Source organism: Streptomyces sp. RLB3-17, from assembly GCF_007113425.2.
Classification (GTDB): Bacteria; Actinomycetota; Actinomycetes; order Streptomycetales; family Streptomycetaceae; genus Streptomyces; species Streptomyces mirabilis_D.
Map to the genome: position 1 here is coordinate 3,838,927 of NZ_CP041610.2, position 16,746 is coordinate 3,855,672.

Genomic DNA, 16,746 nt, shown 5'->3' on the forward strand with positions numbered 1-16,746 from the left:
CCACCGGCGCCCCACGGCACCCGCATACGCGAAGGCGGCGGCCCCCCGATCCCCGGGGCCGCCGCCTTCGCCATGCCCACCGAACATCGAACGAATCGGCCTACTCGGTCTGCCCGGCCCGCTCAACCTGCTCGGTCTGCTCGTAGAAGTGCTGCCGCCGGCCGACGAGCCGCTCGTACATCTTCCGCTGCTCGGCGACGTCGCCCTTGTTCTTCTCCAGCTCGTCGAGCCATTCCCGCTTGATCTTGTCCAGGAACGCGCGCCAGTCCCCGCTTCCCTGGGCCTTCCCCAGCTCCCGCAGCTCCACCAGGCGCTCGTTGCGCTTCAGCCCACCGGTGCCGACCTTGTCCCCCTTGTGACCGTGCAGGACCGACTCGGGGTTGGCCGTGGCCTCGGTGGACCGGGCGTTGTGCACATAGCCGACCGGGCTCACGGCATGGGGTTTGATCGTCTCGATGCCGACCAGCAGGGAGCCGTCCTTGGCGGCGGTCGGCGGGGTGAGAATCAGCAGCATGTGGCCGTACGAGCCGTTCGGCAGGACCACGTCGCCGTTCCAGTCCTGCGAGCCGAACCCGCCGCCGGAGATGTCCATGCCCATGAGCTGCGGACGCTCGGGCCCGACATGGGGCACGGCAGGCGTCAGAAAGTTCGCGACGGACGCGCCGATGCCGCCCTTCTCCTGGAACTTGCCCGGCTCGCCCCCCTCCTTGTTCTTCTCGATGGCGGTGCGGTGCGTGGCGAAGTCGCGCTTGTCGACGAACCCCGCGCGTCGGCCCCGGTCGGTGACGCCCAGGAAGTCCGTCAACGACTGGGGCGACTCGCCCGCGCGCAGGGCGGGGATGCGGATGTTGACCCGGCCGCCGTGGGCGAGCGCCCGCACGACGTCGCCCTCGCGATAGTCGACGTGCGCGGCCACCTCCGCCCCCGGGTCGTAGGTCTTCAGTCCGTGCTGGAGCAGGAGCAGGACGGAGGTGAAGACGTCACGGGCCTTCGCGTCCTTCGCCGCGTGCTTCACCGTCTCGGCCTTGTCCGCGTCGGGGTGGAGGCGCTCGGACGGGAGTCCGGCCGGGTGCAGGGTGTCGACGGCGGTCTGCCGTATCTGCTCGTCACGCTCGGCCCGCAGGGTCTGCTTCTCCGCGTCTGAGACCCCGGGAGCCTTGGTGGTCATGAAACGGCCGAGGGTGTAGTCCGGGGCGATCGGGGTGGGCGCGCCCGCCGGGCGTGTGCCCGGCGCGTTCCGCTGGAAGGCCAGGGTCGCGGCGAGGATGCGTTTGCCCGGAGGGTTCCGCAGCCAGTCCTTGTGGTCGCCCTGGATGTAGTCCTCGGACTCCTTGAGGGTGCCGATACCCACCTTCGCGAGCCACTGGGGGTTCACCTGGGAGAGCGTCCTGATGTCCTCAAGGTCCTGGGCGCCGAACAGCTCGCCGCTGATCACCCGCCGCTCCAGGGTGCGCTTCAGGCGCGCGGGCCCCTCCGGCATCCAGTGCTCCGGCCACCACGTGCCCGGCGCCAGGGGGTTCACCTTCATCTTCGCCACGACGACATGGCCCTCGATCGACCGGCTCAGCCGCGTGATCACGGCCGCGCCCTGGTCCTCCCGGCCGGACTCCTCGGCGGTGGGAGGCGCGCTCGTGCTCGCCTCCCCCACCCTCTGCACGGTCACGGACGCCGCCCGGTTGCCGGCCGTGCGCTGGATCGCCGTCATCTCGGCGGGCGTCCTGGGGGTGGCGTCCGAGACGGTCCTGGCCTGGTGGGGGCCCGGGGAGGCGGGGCGTGGCAGGGGCGCGGTACGTGCCGGTGATCCCGCCCGTGAGCGCCCGCCCTCGCCGTACTGCCGCCTGTCCATACGCCCCTCCACCCACCTCTTCATCCACCGGGCTCCCGTCGTACGCCTGAGCGCCCGCTTCCGTTGTCCCCAGAGGTATAAGGGGCCATGGTGACTCCGGGACGCACCCGGACGGAAGGACACAAGGGGCACCGCGGAGGACCTCACGGGCACGGCTGCCCCAGGGGTGCGACGCACCGGACGGACACGCGGGGCGCCCCGGTGTCCGGGAGTCCCCCCGCGTACGTGGTGGACTTGAGCGCACCGTGCCCGCCACCTCCCCCCGGAGCCCCCATGAGCGATCCGAGCGCAGAGGGCGCGGGGAACATCGGGCCACGGCCCGCCGACCCCGAGGCGCGCGGAGTGCGTCTGGTGGTGGTGCTGCTGTCGCTGACCGTGGTGAGCGGGCTGATCGACGCGGTGAGCTATCTGGGGCTCGGGCACGTCTTCACGGCGAACATGACCGGCAACGTGGTGGTACTCGGCTTCGCCGCGGCCGGCGCCCCCGGCTTCTCCATCCCGCACACCTCGACCTCGCTGGCCTTCTTCCTGGCGGGCGCGGCGGCCGGGGGCCGGATCGCGGGCCGCTACGGCGGCGGCTCGCGCCGGACCTGGGCGCGGGTCACACTCGTCGCGGAGACGGTGTTCGTGGGCGTGTCCGCGGTGGTCGCCTTCGTCGCGCCGGGCGCCACCGCGACCACCTACACCCTGATCGCCCTCACGGCCTTCGCGATGGGCCTGCGCAACGCGACGGTCCGCAAACTCGGTGTGCCGGACCTCACGACCACCGTCCTGACGATGACCCTGACCGGCCTCGCCTCCGAGTCCGCGGTCGGCGACGGCTCGGGCCACCGCTCCCCGCGCCGTACGGCGGCCGTCATCGCCATGCTGGCGGGCGCGGCACTCGGCGCGTGGCTGGTGATCCACCACGGCCTGGGCATCCCCCTGCTGCTCGCGGCAGTGCTGGCGGGGGTGCTGGCGGTCGCGACGTCCGGTCGGGAGTGACGCGGACCGGCCGCGGCAGCACCGATGTGCTGCCGCGGCCGGGCGGCTGTGACCGTCACGGATCCCGGCGGGGCTACCGCTGGTCGATTTCGGCGAGGAGCCAGGTGCACAGCTCTTCGGTGATCTTGGTGTGCTCCTCGTTCTGGGAGGCGCACAGGAACGCGTCGAGTTCGCTCTCGCTGGGGTCGAGGGCGTCGATGTCGGTGTTCAACAGGGCGGTGGTGTCCAGGTCGCGGACGGCCACCGCGCTGACCGAGGGCACGAAGCAGATCTCGGGGACCGGGGCCACGGCACTGCCGGGGATCAGCTTGTTGAGCGTGTTGGCGGCGATGGCGAAGGTCGCCAGGGTGCCGCCGGGAGCGCCGTCGATCTCCGGGAACCCGTCGGTGGTGATCGTCTCGTTCTTCCCGAAGTTCGCCTTCAGTTCGGCGACCAGGGCGTCGTCACCCTCGGACTGGGTGTAGATGGTGGTGCCGGGGAACAGCACCCCGGTGGCGCGGAACGCCTCCGCGCCGGGCGCGATCCCCGTGCCCTGGCCGTTCCCGGTGCCGTTGGCGACACCGATCTTCCGCGGTCGCCTCGGCCAGCTGCCGACGCGCTCCAGGGCGGCGAGGAAGTCGGAGCGGGCCTTGTCCTGCCCGGGAGTGCCGTCCACCGTCTCGATGTGCCGCCACATCAGCTCGCGCGAGGCCGGGCTGTTGATCTGGTCCGACAGCGCGCTGTTGGCCGGGTTGCCGCGCTTGATGTAGTGCGCGAACGCCTGCAGACCGATCGGCACCCACGCGCCGCGGTGCGGGCTGTCGTAGGAGAAGTACATCTCGGTCTGGTGGTCCATCTTCTGGGTCTCCATCCGCGCCAGGGCATAGCGGGTGACCAGACCGCCCATGCTGAACCCGCCGACCACCAGCGGTGCCTTGCCCGTGCGCTCGTCGATCAGCCTCGTGATCGCCTCGATCACGTACCCGGCGTTGTCGAGGATCGACGCGGAGCGCTCCCCGTAGCCGAAGATGACCGCGTCCCGCCCGCGCTCGCGCAATTGGCTCATCAGCGGGTACTCGCCCCGCTCGAAGCCGTCGTAGAGCTCGTCCAGACTGCTCGGCCCCATGTTGAAGCCGTCGGACATCAGCACCGGCCGCTGCACACCGCTGTGGCCCTTGCCGTAGTACACCCAGGCGGTGCCGTCGTAGACCGGCACGTAGCCTTCCTGGCCCTCCTGGTCGGCGTTCAGGTGCCGTCCGAAGTGCCACGTCTCGTCCGGCGCCGGGGCCGGTGGCGGCTTCGGCTGGTCCAGCGGGGCCATCAGCCCGATCGAACCGACGTACTGCTGCTCGCGGGCCGCCTTCTCATTGCTCACTGCGGTTGATCCCCTTCCGTCGGGCCGCACGAAGACCCCGGGGCATATGCCCCGGGGTCGTGCGATGTGGATGTGAGGCTCATCATCAGGGGGCAAAAACGGATGTTCGGGTTCCCTCGCACGATCATCATCACCATGAGTGATTCCCAGCCCCCCGGGTTTGGCCCGGCGGCCGAGCCGGTCGGCACTCGAACCAGACCGTCTTGCCACCCCCGGGCCCCGGGCCCACACCCCACTTGTCGACCACCGCGTCGAGCAGCACGAGCCCGCGCCCGCCCTCCGCCTCCGGCGACAACTCGGCGGGCACGCGGGGTGGTTGCGGGGAGCCGTCCGCGACCTCCACCCTCACACCTGCCGTCAGCCGCAGCACCAGCAACGCGCAGCGCCGGTCCGGGACATGGCGTACGACGTTGGCGACCAGCTCGGTCACGGCCAGCTCCACGGAGTCGGCCAGCTCCGCCAAGTCCCACTCCTCCAGCAGCGACCTGACGATCCGCCGGATGTGCCGGACCGAGTGTGCGCCGACGGTGATCCGCATCGCGTACTGGGCGGGGCGGGGGCCCAGGAGGGTGGGGGGAATGTGTTCGTTCACGCTACGAGACTGACCTCGCACGACTACGCTCGGCTACGGAACGAATACAACGGGTCCCGGAGTGGACCGAGTTGCGCGCGAGAGGGGCCGTACGTGACCCATATCAACATCCTCGACCCGGGCGCGTCCCCGCTCGACTACTACGGGTTCGAGTTGCGACGCCATCGCGAGTCCGCGGGCCTGACACAGCGGCAGCTCGGCGACATCGTCAACTACACCGGCTCACTGGTCGGCCAGATCGAGACGGCGAGGAAGCTGCCGACGCCGGAGTTCAGCGAGCGGGTGGACGCGGCGCTGGGAACGGGTGGGTTACTGTCCCGGCTGGTCGGACTGGTGATGCGTAGTCAACTTCCGGCCTGGTTCCAACAGGTGGCGGAGTTGGAGGCGCGGGCGGTCGAGATCTGTTCCTTCCAGACGCACATGGTCCTCGGTCTCCTCCAGACCGACGCATACGCGCGTGCCGTGCTGGGCGCACTGGACCAGACCGACCTTGACGACCGTACCGCTGTACGGCTGGCCCGCCAGCGCATCTTGGAGAAGGGGGAACCGCCGGTCTTCTGGGCGGTCCTCAGCGAGGCCGCGCTGCACCAGCAGATCGGCGGCCCGAAGACCATGCGAGAGCAACTCGCCCACCTGTTGTCGTTCGAGGACAACTCCCGGATCAACATCCAGGTGCTGCCGTTCTCGGCTGGAGAACACGCTGGACTGCAAGGCTCGTTCGACCTCTACCGCTTCGCGAGTGACCCGACCATCGTTTACACCGAGAGCTACGGAAGCGGGCATCCGACCGCCAGCCCGGACACGGTCAAGGACTGTTCACTCCGTTACGATCATCTCCGAGCTTCCGCGCTCTCCCTCAGGGACTCGGCGGAGCTGATCCGGCGCGCGATGGAGGAACGCTATGGAGAACAACGCGATTCTGACGGCGGTCCAGTGGCGTAAGTCGAGCTACAGCGGTGACCAGGGCGGACAGTGCATAGAGATCGCCGAAACCCTGGACACCACCATCGCCGTACGAGACTCAAAAAACCCCACCGGCCCGATCCTCACGATCGCCCCCGCCGCCTTCGCCACCTTCGTCTCGTGGACTACAACCGCTGGATGATCGTCCCGGTGGCCAGTCCGCCGCCCGCGCACATCGTGATCAGCGCGAACTCCTTGTCCCGTCGCTCCAGTTCGTGCAGGGCGGTGGTGATCAGCCGGGCACCCGTCGCCCCGACGGGGTGCCCGAGCGCGATCGCACCGCCGTTCACGTTGACCTTCTCCAGGTCCTGTTCGAAGACCTGGGCCCAGCTCAACACCACTGAGGCGAACGCCTCGTTGATCTCCACGAGGTCGATGTCCTTCAAGGACATCCCCGCCTTGCCCAGCACCGCGCGCGTCGCGTCGATCGGCCCGTCCAGATGGAAGTGCGGGTCCGAACCCACCAGCGCCTGGGCCACGATCCGCGCCCTCGGGCGCAGCTTCAGCGCCCGGGCCATCCGCTTGGACGCCCAGAGGATCGCCGCCGCGCCGTCCGAGATCTGCGAGGAGTTGCCCGCCGTGTGGACGGCCGTGGGCATCACCGGCTTGAGGCCGGCCAGCGCCTCCATGGACGTGTCGCGGAGCCCCTCGTCGCGGTCGACGAGGCGCCACATGCCCTGTCCGGCCCGCTGCTCGTCCTCGGTGGTCGGCACCTGGACGGCGAAGGTCTCGCGCTTGAAGCGCTCCTCCGCCCAGGCGTTCGCGGCGCGCTCCTGGGAGACGAGCCCCAGCGAGTCGACGTTCTCGCGCGTCAGGCCACGATGTCGCGCGATGCGCTCGGCGGCCTCGAACTGATTGGGCAGGTCCACGTTCCACTCGTCCGGGAACGGCTTCCCGGGGCCGTGCTTGGAGCCGGAGCCCAGCGGCACCCTCGACATCGCCTCGACGCCGCACGAGATCCCGACGTCGATGACGCCCGCCGCGACCATGTTGGCCACCATGTGGGAGGCCTGCTGCGAGGAGCCGCACTGGCAGTCGACCGTCGTCGCCGCCGTCTCGTACGGCAGGCCCATGGCGAGCCAGGCCGTGCGCGCGGGGTTCATGGACTGCTCGCCGGCGTGCGTCACCGTGCCGCCGACGATCTGCTCGACGCAGTCGGCGTGGATGCCGGTGCGGCCGAGGAGTTCACGGTAGGTCTCGCCCAGGAGATAGGCGGGGTGGAGGTTGGCGAGCGCGCCACCTCGCTTGCCGATGGGGGTGCGTACGGCTTCGACGATCACGGGTTCCGCGGCCATGGGGGCTCGTCCTCTCCTCAGGCCTGTCCGGCGGCCAGGCCCTGCTGACCCGCGCAGCGCGGGGCGTCCCGGCCCACCCACCGCGCAGAACTAGAACGCGTACCAGTTCTGTGTGCAGTCTGCGGATCGGAGCCCCCGCGCCGCAAGGGTCGTGCAGCGCCCGAAGTCGTGATCTGCACGAACTCCCCACGGAATTCGGGGCGCCATACCCCTTGCGACTTGTAGAACCCGTTACTACCTTCACGGCAATTCCGGATTCCTGATGGACCGTCAGAATGGTGGGTGGTCGCCGATGCCCTGTCCCGCGCTGCCCGACGGGTTCGACTTCACCGACCCCGATCTGCTGCACCACCGCGTGCCCCTGCCGGAGTTCGCCGAACTGCGCCGGGCCGAACCCGTCCGCTGGATCCCCCAGCCCGCCGGTCTGGCCGGCTTCCAGGACGAGGGCTACTGGGCGGTGACCCGGCACGCGGACGTCAAGTACGTCTCCACGCACCCGGAGATCTACTCCTCCTACCTCAACACCGCGATCATCCGCTTCCACGAGCACATGCAGCGCGACGCGATCGACGCCCAGCGGCTGATCCTGCTCAACATGGACCCACCCGAGCACACCCGTGTCCGCCAGATCGTGCAACGCGGTTTCACGCCAAGGGCCATCCGGGCGCTGGAGGAACGGCTCCGCTCCCGCGCCCTCGCGATCGTCGAGGGCGCCCGCGCCCACTCGGGACCCTTCGACTTCGTCACCGAGGTCGCCTGCGAACTGCCCCTCCAGGCGATAGCCGAGCTGATCGGCGTCCCCCAGGACGACCGCATCAAGATCTTCGAGTGGTCCAACAAGATGATCGCGTACGACGACCCGGAGTACGCCATCACCGAGGAGGTCGGCGCCGAGTCGGCCGCCGAGCTCATCTCGTACGCCATGAACATGGCCGCCGACCGCAAGCAGTGCCCGGCCAAGGACATCGTCAGCACGCTGGTGGCGGCCGAGGACGAGGGCAACCTCGGTTCCGACGAGTTCGGCTTCTTCGTGCTGATGCTGTCGGTCGCCGGCAACGAGACCACCCGTAACGCCATCACCCACGGCATGCACGCCTTCCTCACCCACCCCGAGCAGTGGGAGCTGTACAAGAGCACCCGCCCGGCGACCACGGCCGAGGAGATCGTGCGGTGGGCGACCCCGGTCGTCTCCTTCCAGCGCACCGCCACCCAGGACACCGAACTCGGCGGCAAGCAGATCAAGAAGGGCGACCGCGTCGGCATCTTCTACGCCTCCGCCAACCACGACCCCGAGGTCTTCGATGACCCGGACACCTTCGACATCACCCGCGACCCCAACCCCCACCTCGGCTTCGGCGGCGGAGGCCCCCACTACTGCCTCGGCAAGTCCCTGGCCGTCCTGGAGATCGACCTCATCTTCAACGCGATCGCCGACGCGATGCCGGACCTCACCCTGGTCGGCGACCCGCGCCGACTGCGCTCCGCCTGGATCAACGGCGTCAAGGAACTCCAGGTCGACGCCGGCTGACCGCACCGCACGCTCGGGCCGACGGACTCCCGGTGTCCGCCGGCCCGTCCCGCGGGAGGCAGGGGCATCCTTCCTACGCCCCGCCCCTGCCTCCCCCGAGACGAACCTCCGATGAACGTCACCGTTCCGTTTCGCGTCTTCACCGGTGGCTCAGCCATCCCCCCACCTCCGAAGACAACCGACGCTTCGAACGGAACCGGTGCACCGTGGTCTCTGCCGAGCTGACCCCCGTCCGGCCCGACCACCCGGCCGTACGCGGAGAACGCCCGCCTCACGCGTTCTGGCTGCGCCACCGTCTCCCTCTCCTCGCCACCCTCCCCGTGCTGCCGCTGTACGCGGTGTGGTGGGCCTTCCTCGCGACCGGCGGTGGCGATCTCGCGGCCCAGGTGGCGTGGGCGGAGTTCGTGGCGCGGCACGGCGGATCGGCGTACAACCTCTTCTGGTACGGCGGGATGCACACCGCCAACTACAGCCTGATCTCGCCGTATCTGATGGCCGCGCTGGGTGTGCGCCCGGTGACGGTGGTCTCCGGGCTCGCCGCCACCTGGCTGGCCGCCGTACTGATCGCCCGCACGGGGATACGGCGACCGGTGGGCCCCGCGCTGCTGGCCTCGCTCGCGCTGTGGTGCGACGTCGCCTCCGGGCGTACCACCTTCGCGCTGGGCGTCGCCCTCGGTCTCGCCGCCTGTGTGCTGCTGACGGGCGAGCGGCGGACGCTGCAGGCGGCGGCGTACGCGGCACTGGCGACCATGGCGAGCCCGGTGGCCGGACTGTTCCTGGTGGTGGTGGGCGCCGGACATCTCGCCGTACGGGACCGGGTGCGGGCCGCGGTGCTGCTGGTGCCGCCGGTGGTCGTCGTCGGGGCGACCACACTGCTGTTCCCCTTCGCCGGACAGCAGTTGATGCCCTCGGGCCGGATCTGGCCGCCCGTGCTGCTGGGGCTGACCATCTCCACGCTGGCCCCGCGCGGCTGGCGGGTGGCCCGGTGGTGCGGGGTCGTGTACGCGGTCGGGACCGTGCTGACGTACCTGATCGCCTCCCCGGTGGGGACGAACGTGGAGCGGTTCGCGGAGCTGTTCGCGCCCGCCGCGCTCCTCGCGGCGCTGCTCACCGCGCCCGGGGGGCGGCATGTGGTGCGGCGCGTGGCGCTGGTGGTGGCGCTCGTGCTCTCCGTCGCCTGGGTCGGGCAGAAGACCGTGGACGACCTGGAGGTGTCCACGGCCGTGCCCGCCTGGGCCGCCGACACGCACGGCGTCGTACGGACGCTGGAGCGGCTCGGCGCCGGCCGCAGCCGTGTCGAGGTGGTCCCGGCCCGCAACCACCGCGAGGCCTCCACGCTCGCCCCGCATGTGAACCTGGCGCGCGGCTGGAACCGTCAGCTGGACATGGAGCGGGGGCGGCTCTTCTACGACGGCACGTTCTCGGAGGCGACCTATCGGGCCTGGCTGGACCGCTGGGCGGTGGGATTCGTCGTGCTGCCGGCGGGAAAGCCGGACGGGTTCGCCGAGGCGGAGGCGCGGCTGGTGCGGAGCCGGCCCGCGTGGCTGGAGCCGGTGTGGAGCGACGCCAACTGGCAGGTGCTGCGGGTGCGCGACGCCGTGCCGCTGGTGTCGGCGCCCGGCTCCGTGCTGCGCACGACGAGCGCCGAGGTGGACGTACGCGTGCCGAGGCCCGGCCCGGTGACCGTGCGGGTCGCGTACTCGCCCTGGCTGCGCGCGCCGGGCGGCTGCCTGACACGGGACGGCGAGTTCACGCGGCTGACGGTGACCGAGCCGGGTGAGTACCGGATCAGCTCGGGGTACGGCCCGTCGCCGGGACCGGCTCCTTCATGCTGACCTCCACGGGCTTCATCAGCGGCCTCGGCCGCGGCCCCTGGAGGAGGTGAGTCAGGCCGAAGCCCGCGCCGACGACGGCCGCGCCGCCCACCGCGTCCAGCACCCAGTGGTTGCCGGTCGCCACGATCGCGGAGACCGTGAACAGCGGGTGCAGCAGACCGAGCGCCTTCATCCACCACTTGGGCGCCAGGACCGCGATGACGACTCCGCACCACAGGGACCAGCCGAAGTGCAGCGAGGGCATCGCCGCGTACTGGTTGGTCAGCGCGGTCAGCGTGCCGTAGTCCGGCTTGGAGAAGTCCTGCACGCCGTGCACGGTGTCGACGACGCCGAGGCCCGGCATCAGGCGCGGCGGGGCGAGCGGGAAGAGCCAGAAGCCGAGGAGCGCGATGAGGGTGGCGAAGCCGAGCGCCGAGCGCGCCCAGCGGTAGTCGCCGGGGCGGCGGGCGTAGAGCACGGCGAGGACGGTGAGCGGGACGACGAAGTGGAACGACTCGTAATAGAAGTCGAAGAAGTCCCGCAGCCACTCGACCTTGAACACGGCGTGGTTGACCCAGTGCTCGATGTCGATGTGCAGGAACCGCTCGATGGAGAGGATCTGGTCGCCGTGGTGTTCGGCGGTGGTCCGGCCGCCCGCGTTGGTACCGCCCGTCGCGGCGAGCCTGACCTGCTGGTAGGCGGAGTAGCCGACGCGGATCAGGAGCAGTTCGAGCAGCAGGTTCGGGCGGGTGAACACGCGGCCGAGGAAGGGGAGCAGCGGCACCCGCTTCCAGCGCGTGGGGACGGGCCGGGCGTAGTCGGTGGGGATCGGCGCCCGGTAGTACTCCGAGGTGCGGGAGAGGAAGGGCACGATCGTGGCGGCGGCGAGCGCGGCGAGCAGCACCACGTTGTCGCGCAGCGGGAAGAGCGCCGCCATGTTCGGCAGCATCATCTTCGCGGGCAGCGTCATGACGAGGATGACGGCGACGGGCCACATGGGGCGGTCCGAGGTCTTCTTGCCGACCCTGCCGACCAGCGCGAGCAGCACCCACAGCAGCTGGTGCTGCCAGGACGTGGGCGAGACGACGACGGCGACACAGCCGGTGATCGCCACGGCCAGCAGCAGCTGCCCGTCCCGTGCGTAGCGGATGGCGCGGCGCAGGCCGAGGGCGGCGACCGCGGCACCCAGCAGCAGGAACAGGGTGATCTCCAGCGGGCCGTTGAGGCCGAGCCGCAGCAGCGCGCCGTGCAGCGACTGGTTGGAGAGGTCGTCGGCGTCCCCGCCGAGGCCGACGCCCGCCAGGTGGTGCACCCAGTAGGTGGTGGAGTCGTGCGGCATCGCGGCCCAGGCGAGCGCGCCGAGGCCGGCGAAGGTGATCGCGGTGGACTCGACGGCGCGGCGGCGCCCGGTGAACCAGAGCAGCGGCGCGAAGAGCAGCATGGTGGGCTGCAGGGCGGCGGCGACACCGATCAGCAGGCCACTGGCACGCTCACCCCGGACGGCGAAGCAGCCCAGCAGGACGAGCAGCACCGGGATGATGCTGGTCTGGCCGAGGTAGAGGGCGTTGCGCACCGGCAGTGACAGCATCAGCAGGCTGATCGCGACGGGCGCGGCGAGCAGGGCGGTGCGCCGGCTCACCGGCTGGGGCAGGGCGCGTGCGACGACCAGGCCGAGCACGACGACCAGCGAGAGACTGCCGAAGGTCCAGCCCCAGCCGAGCGCCTGTTCGGCGGCGCGGGTGAGGGGTTTGAGGACGAGTCCTCCGAAGGGGGTGCCGGTGAACTGCGTCGAGTCGTACAGCGATCCCTTCACATGCAGGACGCCGTTGGGTCCGACCCAGGTCTCCAGGTCCGTCAGCCGTTCCCCTTTCGGGGTGCTCAGCACGACGGTGACCTGCCGTATCGCCAGGACCGCGGCTATCACCCACAGTCCTATCCGGATCGCGCGCAGTCTCGCTCTCGCCGATTCCGCCGCCCCCGCCCCGAAGGCATTGCCCGCTGTCCCGCCGTGCTCAACGTTCGCCACGCCCCGCCGACCCTCCCACCCCGTTTGTCCCGTTCGTCCCGCGTGCCCCGTGCGTCCGGACCCCGCTCGGACCTTACGAGGCTCGCACGCCCCGATGGAGAGACGCAGTCAACCCCCTCTTCACCTGACGGCCCCCCGCCTTTTGTCCGGATGAAGATAGTGCGTGCATGGTTCCGGTTCCCCCGTTCGTTCGCGACATAGCTCACAGAGAGGCCCCGGAAAAGCGGCGCTCGACCGGGCCTGCACCCCTGCGTACGGCGCATTTATTTGCACTATGCATCGAGTTGCCTACGGCACGTGATGCGGACGAGTGCCCCTATGGTCGCTTTTCGGCCCACTTCCGGGTGAGCCACGTCCCCGTCCCCTACGAAGGGCATGCCCTTGCCGTCCGCCACAGCAGTCACCCCCGCCGTACCCCGACCCCGGACCCCCGCGCCGCCCGAGGCCTACGTCACCGATCCGGCCCTGGTCAAACGGGCCGTCAAGGCGGCGGCCCTCGGCAACGCGATGGAGTGGTTCGACTTCGGTGTCTACAGCTACATCGCGGTGACGCTGGGCAAGGTCTTCTTCCCCTCCGGCAACCCCACCGCGCAGTTGCTGTCCACTTTCGGCGCCTTCGCCGCGGCCTTCCTCGTCCGCCCGCTCGGCGGCATGGTCTTCGGCCCGCTCGGCGACCGCGTCGGCCGCCAGAAGGTCCTCGCCCTCACCATGATCATGATGGCGGCGGGCACCTTCGCGATCGGCCTGATCCCGTCGTACGCCACGATCGGCGTCGGCGCTCCCCTGCTGCTGCTCGCGGCCCGGCTCGTCCAGGGCTTCTCCACCGGCGGCGAGTACGCGGGCGCCTCCACCTTCATCGCCGAGTACGCGCCCGACAAGAAGCGCGGCTTCTTCGGGAGCTGGCTGGAGTTCGGCACCCTCGCCGGATACATCGGCGGCGCCGGCCTGGTCACCCTCATGACCGCCTTCCTGTCCACCGAGGACCTGCTGTCCTGGGGCTGGCGCGTGCCGTTCCTGATCGCGGGCCCGATGGGGATCATCGGCCTGTATCTGCGGATGCGCCTGGAGGAGACCCCGGCGTTCGCGGCGGAACTGGCGAAGGCCTCCAAGAAGGAGGCGGACCGCCCCAAGGTGCGGCTGCGCGACATGGTCGCGGGCCAGTGGCGCGCGCTGCTGCTCTGCGTCGGCCTGGTGCTCGTCTTCAACGTCACCGACTACATGCTGCTGTCGTACATGCCGAGCTATCTGACGAGCGAGCTGAAGTACGACGAGACGCACGGCCTGCTGGTCGTCCTCGGCGTGATGGCGCTGATGATGATCGTCCAGCCCTTCGCGGGCGCGCTGACCGACCGCATCGGCCGCCGCCCGGTGATCGCCGCGGGCTGCGTCGGCTTCCTCGCCCTGTCCGTGCCGGCGCTCCTGCTGATCCGCCAGGGCAGTCTGCTCGCGGTCGCGCTCGGCATGGGCGCGCTGGGCCTGCTGCTGGTCTGCTTCACCTCCGCGATGCCCGCCGCACTCCCGGCGCTCTTCCCGACGAAGGTCCGCTACGGCTCGCTGTCCATCGGCTTCAACGTCTCCGTCTCGCTCTTCGGCGGTACGACCCCGCTGGTGACCACGGCGCTCATCGGGGCGACCGGGAACATGATGATGCCCGCCTACTACATGATGGCCGCGGCCGTCGTCGGTGGCGTGGCGGTGTGGTTCATGACCGAGTCCGCGGGTCGCCCGCTGCCGGGCTCCGCGCCCGCCGTGTAGGTTGGGTCGCGGGACTAGTTAGGACCTCTAACTAGGCATACGAAAGGCATGGTTCATGAGCGAGTCGCAGCTCTGGAACGAAGTCGACGACTACTTCGCCACCCTCCTCGCCCCCGCCGACGAGACCCTGACGGCGGCCCTGCGCGACAGCGACGCCGCGGGGCTGCCGCAGATCGCCGTCGCGCCGAACCAGGGCAAGCTGCTCCAGCTGCTCGCCGAGATCCAGGGCGCCCGCCGCATCCTGGAGATCGGCACCCTCGGCGGCTACAGCACCATCTGGCTGGGCCGCGCGCTCCCGGCCGACGGCAGGCTGATCACCTTCGAGTACGACGCCACGCACGCCGAGGTCGCCCGCCGCAACCTCGCCCGCGCGGGCCTCGACAAGATCACCGAGGTGCGGGTGGGACCCGCGCTGGAGTCGCTGCCGAAGCTGGCCGAGGAGAACCCGGAGCCGTTCGACTTCGTGTTCATCGACGCCGACAAGGTGAACAACCCGCACTACGTCGAGTGGGCCCTCAAGCTCACCCGCCCCGGCAGCCTGATCGTCGTCGACAACGTCGTGCGCAGCGGGCGGGTCACCGAGGCGGGCAGCGCCGAACCGAGCGTGCGGGGCACCCGGGCCGCCCTCGAACTGATCGCCGCCCACCCGAAGTTGAGCGGTACGGCGATCCAGACGGTGGGCAGCAAGGGGTACGACGGGTTCGCGCTGGCGCGCGTGCTGGCCTGACGCCCGCTTCCCCCCTCCGGCGGGCTCAGGTCTCGTGGTAGAAACCCACGTTCACGCTGTGCGGTCCCGTGCGGTCGAGGATGACGATCTCCCCCGAACCTCCCGCGGGGAGCTTCGCCGTCCCGCCGTACGGGACGGCCTGGGTCGGCAGTCCGGCCAGCGTCAGCCGTACCTCGGCGGAGGGCTCCGGGCGTGACCCGTGCAGCCAGGTGACCTGCCAGGTACCGTCCGGGCCGCACAGGAACTCCAGGTGGACCCGGGAGACGAACAGCCAGTCGTCGGGGGTCGCGAGCCGGCACACGGCCCGGTCCCGGCCCACCCGCAGCACGGCTCCGGGGTCGCTCGGCGCGTCGGCCATCAGCATTCCGGCCGTCGCACCAGCGTCCGCCCCGGTGACCGAGGCCATGGTGAGTTCGAGCACGTGCGCTCCTTCGAGTTCCAGCGTTCATCCGGTCCGCGGCGCTTCAACCCTCCTGCTACCGAGTGTGGTTGACGCGCCGCCGCCGCATGATAAATCTCCCGATCGTCCGATCGTGTGTCGTACGGCACAATGGACGCATGACCGAACGGAAGCCACCCGGGGTCAGCTTCGAGACCTGGGTCGACCGACAGATCCGTGAGGCGGAGGCCCGCGGCGAGTTCGCGGACCTGCCCGGTGCGGGCAGGCCGATGCCCGGCGTGACCGACACGCCGTACGACGAACTGTGGTGGATCAAGCGGAAGATGGCCCGCGAGGGGCTGTCGGTGCTGCCGCCGACGCTGGCCCTGCGCAAGGAGGCCGAGGACGCGCTCGCGGCGGCCTCGGTGGCGCCCTCCGAGCGCGTCGTGCGCCGGATCGTCGAGGACATCAACGCCAAGATCCGCGAGGTCATGTTCAAGCCGCCGCCGGGACCTCCCCTCGGCCTCAAGCCGTACGACGTGGACGAGATCGTCCGGGAGTGGCGCGAGCGCCGGGCCGGATGACCCCGTCGACGGGTGAGGCCGCGCCCCGGAACATGGTCCGGGGCGCGGCCTCACGGTGGTACTCGACGGTTCGGCCTCCTGACCGGTGCAGAAGGCGCTCGCTCTCCCACAGGTGCAGGAGTCGCTCGCTCTCCCACAGGTGCAGGAGTCGCTCGCTCTCCCACAGGTGCAGGAGTCGCTCGGTCACCTACAGGTGCAGGAGTCGCTCGGTCACCTCGCGGTAGTCGCGCAGGGCGAGCCGCAGCTTCTCCGTGTCGGCCGTGTCGCTCTCACCGGCCGCCTGCCAGGTCGTCCGCAGGTTGCGGCGGCGCCGGGTCATGGCGTCCGTGAACTCGGTGGTCAGCTCCTCCAGGACATGGTCCGCCTCCTCGACGGACGCCCGCGGGCCGTCCACGAACCCACCGACGGCGTGCTGCATCCGCAACGCGTACTTGTCGCACTCGTCGTGCGACAGCAACGCCCCGTCGCCTTCCCCCTGCGGACCGGTACCGCGCTGCCCCGCGGAGGTGGGACCGCTCTGCCCGGCACGGGCCGATTCCTGCTGCCCGGCGCGGGCGGAATCCGGCTGCATGGCGCGCATGGCTTTCTGTTGCCCGACCCGCATGTCGGCGCCCTGTCCTGCGCGGGTGTCGCGATCGTCGGCGGGCATGGTCCGCGTGCCGTCGGCCGTCGAACGGGACGGGTTCGCGGTCTCGCGGGACCCCGTACCGCCGGGGACCTCGCCACCGCCGGGGGCCTCGCCGGGGTCGCGGACGGCCGGGTCGGCGGGGGTGCCGGGGCCGGTCGCCCGGGCGTCCTCGGCGTGCCGGTGGACGAGGGGGTCGACGTCGCCGCGACCCGTCATCGCCTCACGACGCGGAGTGTTCTCATCGCCGTTGTCCGAAGTCATCTTCTTCACT

At 70.6% G+C, this 16,746-nt stretch carries 15 protein-coding genes; 8 read left to right on the forward strand and 7 right to left on the reverse strand.

Features of this window, described 5'->3' with window-relative positions:
• Positions 1-100: 100 nt before the first annotated feature.
• Positions 101-1,846 (reverse strand): PE-PGRS family protein, encoded by a 1,746-nt coding sequence (locus FNV62_RS17765; protein WP_225900281.1) that lies wholly within the window; start codon positions 1,844-1,846, stop codon positions 101-103.
• A gap of 273 nt (positions 1,847-2,119) precedes the next feature.
• On the opposite strand from FNV62_RS17765, the gene FNV62_RS17770 reads away from it, so the two are divergent.
• A complete protein-coding gene (locus tag FNV62_RS17770; protein ID WP_054230953.1) occupies positions 2,120-2,830 on the forward strand; it encodes a YoaK family protein in 711 nt (236 codons plus the stop codon).
• Positions 2,831-2,903: 73 nt separating this feature from the next.
• On the opposite strand, the gene FNV62_RS17775 is transcribed toward FNV62_RS17770, so the two are convergent.
• Both FNV62_RS17775 and FNV62_RS17780 read right to left on the reverse strand, forming a co-directional pair.
• On the reverse strand, positions 2,904-4,184 hold the full coding sequence (locus FNV62_RS17775; protein WP_144315389.1) for an esterase/lipase family protein: 1,281 nt from the start codon (positions 4,182-4,184) through the stop codon (positions 2,904-2,906).
• 130 nt (positions 4,185-4,314) lie between these two features.
• On the reverse strand, positions 4,315-4,776 hold the full coding sequence (locus FNV62_RS17780) for an ATP-binding protein (protein WP_225900282.1): 462 nt from the start codon (positions 4,774-4,776) through the stop codon (positions 4,315-4,317).
• Positions 4,777-4,869: 93 nt separating this feature from the next.
• Here FNV62_RS17780 and FNV62_RS17785 point away from each other — a divergent pair, with 93 nt between their 5' ends.
• Positions 4,870-5,718, forward strand: coding sequence for a helix-turn-helix domain-containing protein (locus FNV62_RS17785; RefSeq protein WP_143607942.1), 849 nt, complete (start codon positions 4,870-4,872; stop codon positions 5,716-5,718).
• Positions 5,678-5,881 (forward strand): DUF397 domain-containing protein, encoded by a 204-nt coding sequence (locus FNV62_RS17790; RefSeq protein WP_143607943.1) that lies wholly within the window; start codon positions 5,678-5,680, stop codon positions 5,879-5,881. Before FNV62_RS17785 ends, FNV62_RS17790 begins: the two co-directional genes overlap by 41 nt.
• Here the strand turns inward: FNV62_RS17790 and FNV62_RS17795 are convergent.
• Positions 5,865-7,034 (reverse strand): steroid 3-ketoacyl-CoA thiolase, encoded by a 1,170-nt coding sequence (locus FNV62_RS17795; protein WP_060895837.1) that lies wholly within the window; start codon positions 7,032-7,034, stop codon positions 5,865-5,867. The two genes, FNV62_RS17790 and FNV62_RS17795, sit on opposite strands and share 17 nt — an antisense overlap.
• Before the next feature lie 292 nt (positions 7,035-7,326).
• Here FNV62_RS17795 and FNV62_RS17800 point away from each other — a divergent pair, with 292 nt between their 5' ends.
• Both FNV62_RS17800 and FNV62_RS17805 read left to right on the forward strand, forming a co-directional pair.
• Positions 7,327-8,562, forward strand: coding sequence for a cytochrome P450 (locus FNV62_RS17800; protein ID WP_060895838.1), 1,236 nt, complete (start codon positions 7,327-7,329; stop codon positions 8,560-8,562).
• A 206-nt stretch (positions 8,563-8,768) separates the two neighbouring features.
• Positions 8,769-10,397, forward strand: a complete 1,629-nt coding sequence (locus tag FNV62_RS17805) for a hypothetical protein (RefSeq protein WP_376229292.1) — start codon at positions 8,769-8,771, stop codon at positions 10,395-10,397.
• Here FNV62_RS17805 and FNV62_RS17810 read toward each other — a convergent pair.
• Positions 10,351-12,402, reverse strand: a complete 2,052-nt coding sequence (locus tag FNV62_RS17810; RefSeq protein WP_143601492.1) for a bifunctional glycosyltransferase 87/phosphatase PAP2 family protein — start codon at positions 12,400-12,402, stop codon at positions 10,351-10,353. The two genes, FNV62_RS17805 and FNV62_RS17810, sit on opposite strands and share 47 nt — an antisense overlap.
• Positions 12,403-12,777: 375 nt before the next feature.
• Between FNV62_RS17810 and proP the strand changes: the two genes are divergently transcribed.
• Both proP and FNV62_RS17820 read left to right on the forward strand, forming a co-directional pair.
• Positions 12,778-14,157 (forward strand): glycine betaine/L-proline transporter ProP, encoded by a 1,380-nt coding sequence (gene proP / locus FNV62_RS17815; RefSeq protein WP_373559476.1) that lies wholly within the window; start codon positions 12,778-12,780, stop codon positions 14,155-14,157.
• 55 nt (positions 14,158-14,212) lie between these two features.
• The gene (locus FNV62_RS17820; RefSeq protein WP_143613229.1) at positions 14,213-14,884 is read left to right on the forward strand and encodes an O-methyltransferase; all 672 of its coding nucleotides are present in this window, start codon (positions 14,213-14,215) and stop codon (positions 14,882-14,884) included.
• 25 nt (positions 14,885-14,909) lie between these two features.
• On the opposite strand, the gene FNV62_RS17825 is transcribed toward FNV62_RS17820, so the two are convergent.
• Entirely contained in the window at positions 14,910-15,305 is a 396-nt protein-coding gene (locus FNV62_RS17825; RefSeq protein ID WP_054230963.1) for an FHA domain-containing protein, read from the reverse strand.
• Between the two features lie 137 nt (positions 15,306-15,442).
• On the opposite strand from FNV62_RS17825, the gene FNV62_RS17830 reads away from it, so the two are divergent.
• Positions 15,443-15,847, forward strand: a complete 405-nt coding sequence (locus tag FNV62_RS17830) for a DUF1992 domain-containing protein (RefSeq protein WP_060895843.1) — start codon at positions 15,443-15,445, stop codon at positions 15,845-15,847.
• 187 nt (positions 15,848-16,034) lie between these two features.
• Here the strand turns inward: FNV62_RS17830 and FNV62_RS17835 are convergent, their stop codons facing one another.
• Positions 16,035-16,736, reverse strand: a complete 702-nt coding sequence (locus tag FNV62_RS17835; RefSeq protein ID WP_225900845.1) for a hypothetical protein — start codon at positions 16,734-16,736, stop codon at positions 16,035-16,037.
• Positions 16,737-16,746 lie beyond the last annotated feature (10 nt).

What these genes read in the sequence shown, in the direction of transcription:
- FNV62_RS17800 (WP_060895838.1), top strand. Translation starts at nt 7,327, where the DNA reads ATGCCCTGTCCCGCGCTGCCCGACGGGTTCGACTTCACCGACCCCGAT.
- FNV62_RS17830 (WP_060895843.1), top strand. Translation starts at nt 15,443, where the DNA reads ATGACCGAACGGAAGCCACCCGGGGTCAGCTTCGAGACCTGGGTCGAC.
- FNV62_RS17770 (WP_054230953.1), top strand. Translation starts at nt 2,120, where the DNA reads ATGAGCGATCCGAGCGCAGAGGGCGCGGGGAACATCGGGCCACGGCCC.
- FNV62_RS17835 (WP_225900845.1), bottom strand. Translation starts at nt 16,736, where the DNA reads ATGACTTCGGACAACGGCGATGAGAACACTCCGCGTCGTGAGGCGATG.
- FNV62_RS17795 (WP_060895837.1), bottom strand. Translation starts at nt 7,034, where the DNA reads ATGGCCGCGGAACCCGTGATCGTCGAAGCCGTACGCACCCCCATCGGC.
- FNV62_RS17765 (WP_225900281.1), bottom strand. Translation starts at nt 1,846, where the DNA reads ATGGACAGGCGGCAGTACGGCGAGGGCGGGCGCTCACGGGCGGGATCA.
- FNV62_RS17820 (WP_143613229.1), top strand. Translation starts at nt 14,213, where the DNA reads ATGAGCGAGTCGCAGCTCTGGAACGAAGTCGACGACTACTTCGCCACC.
- FNV62_RS17790 (WP_143607943.1), top strand. Translation starts at nt 5,678, where the DNA reads ATGGAGAACAACGCGATTCTGACGGCGGTCCAGTGGCGTAAGTCGAGC.
- proP (WP_373559476.1), top strand. Translation starts at nt 12,778, where the DNA reads ATGCCCTTGCCGTCCGCCACAGCAGTCACCCCCGCCGTACCCCGACCC.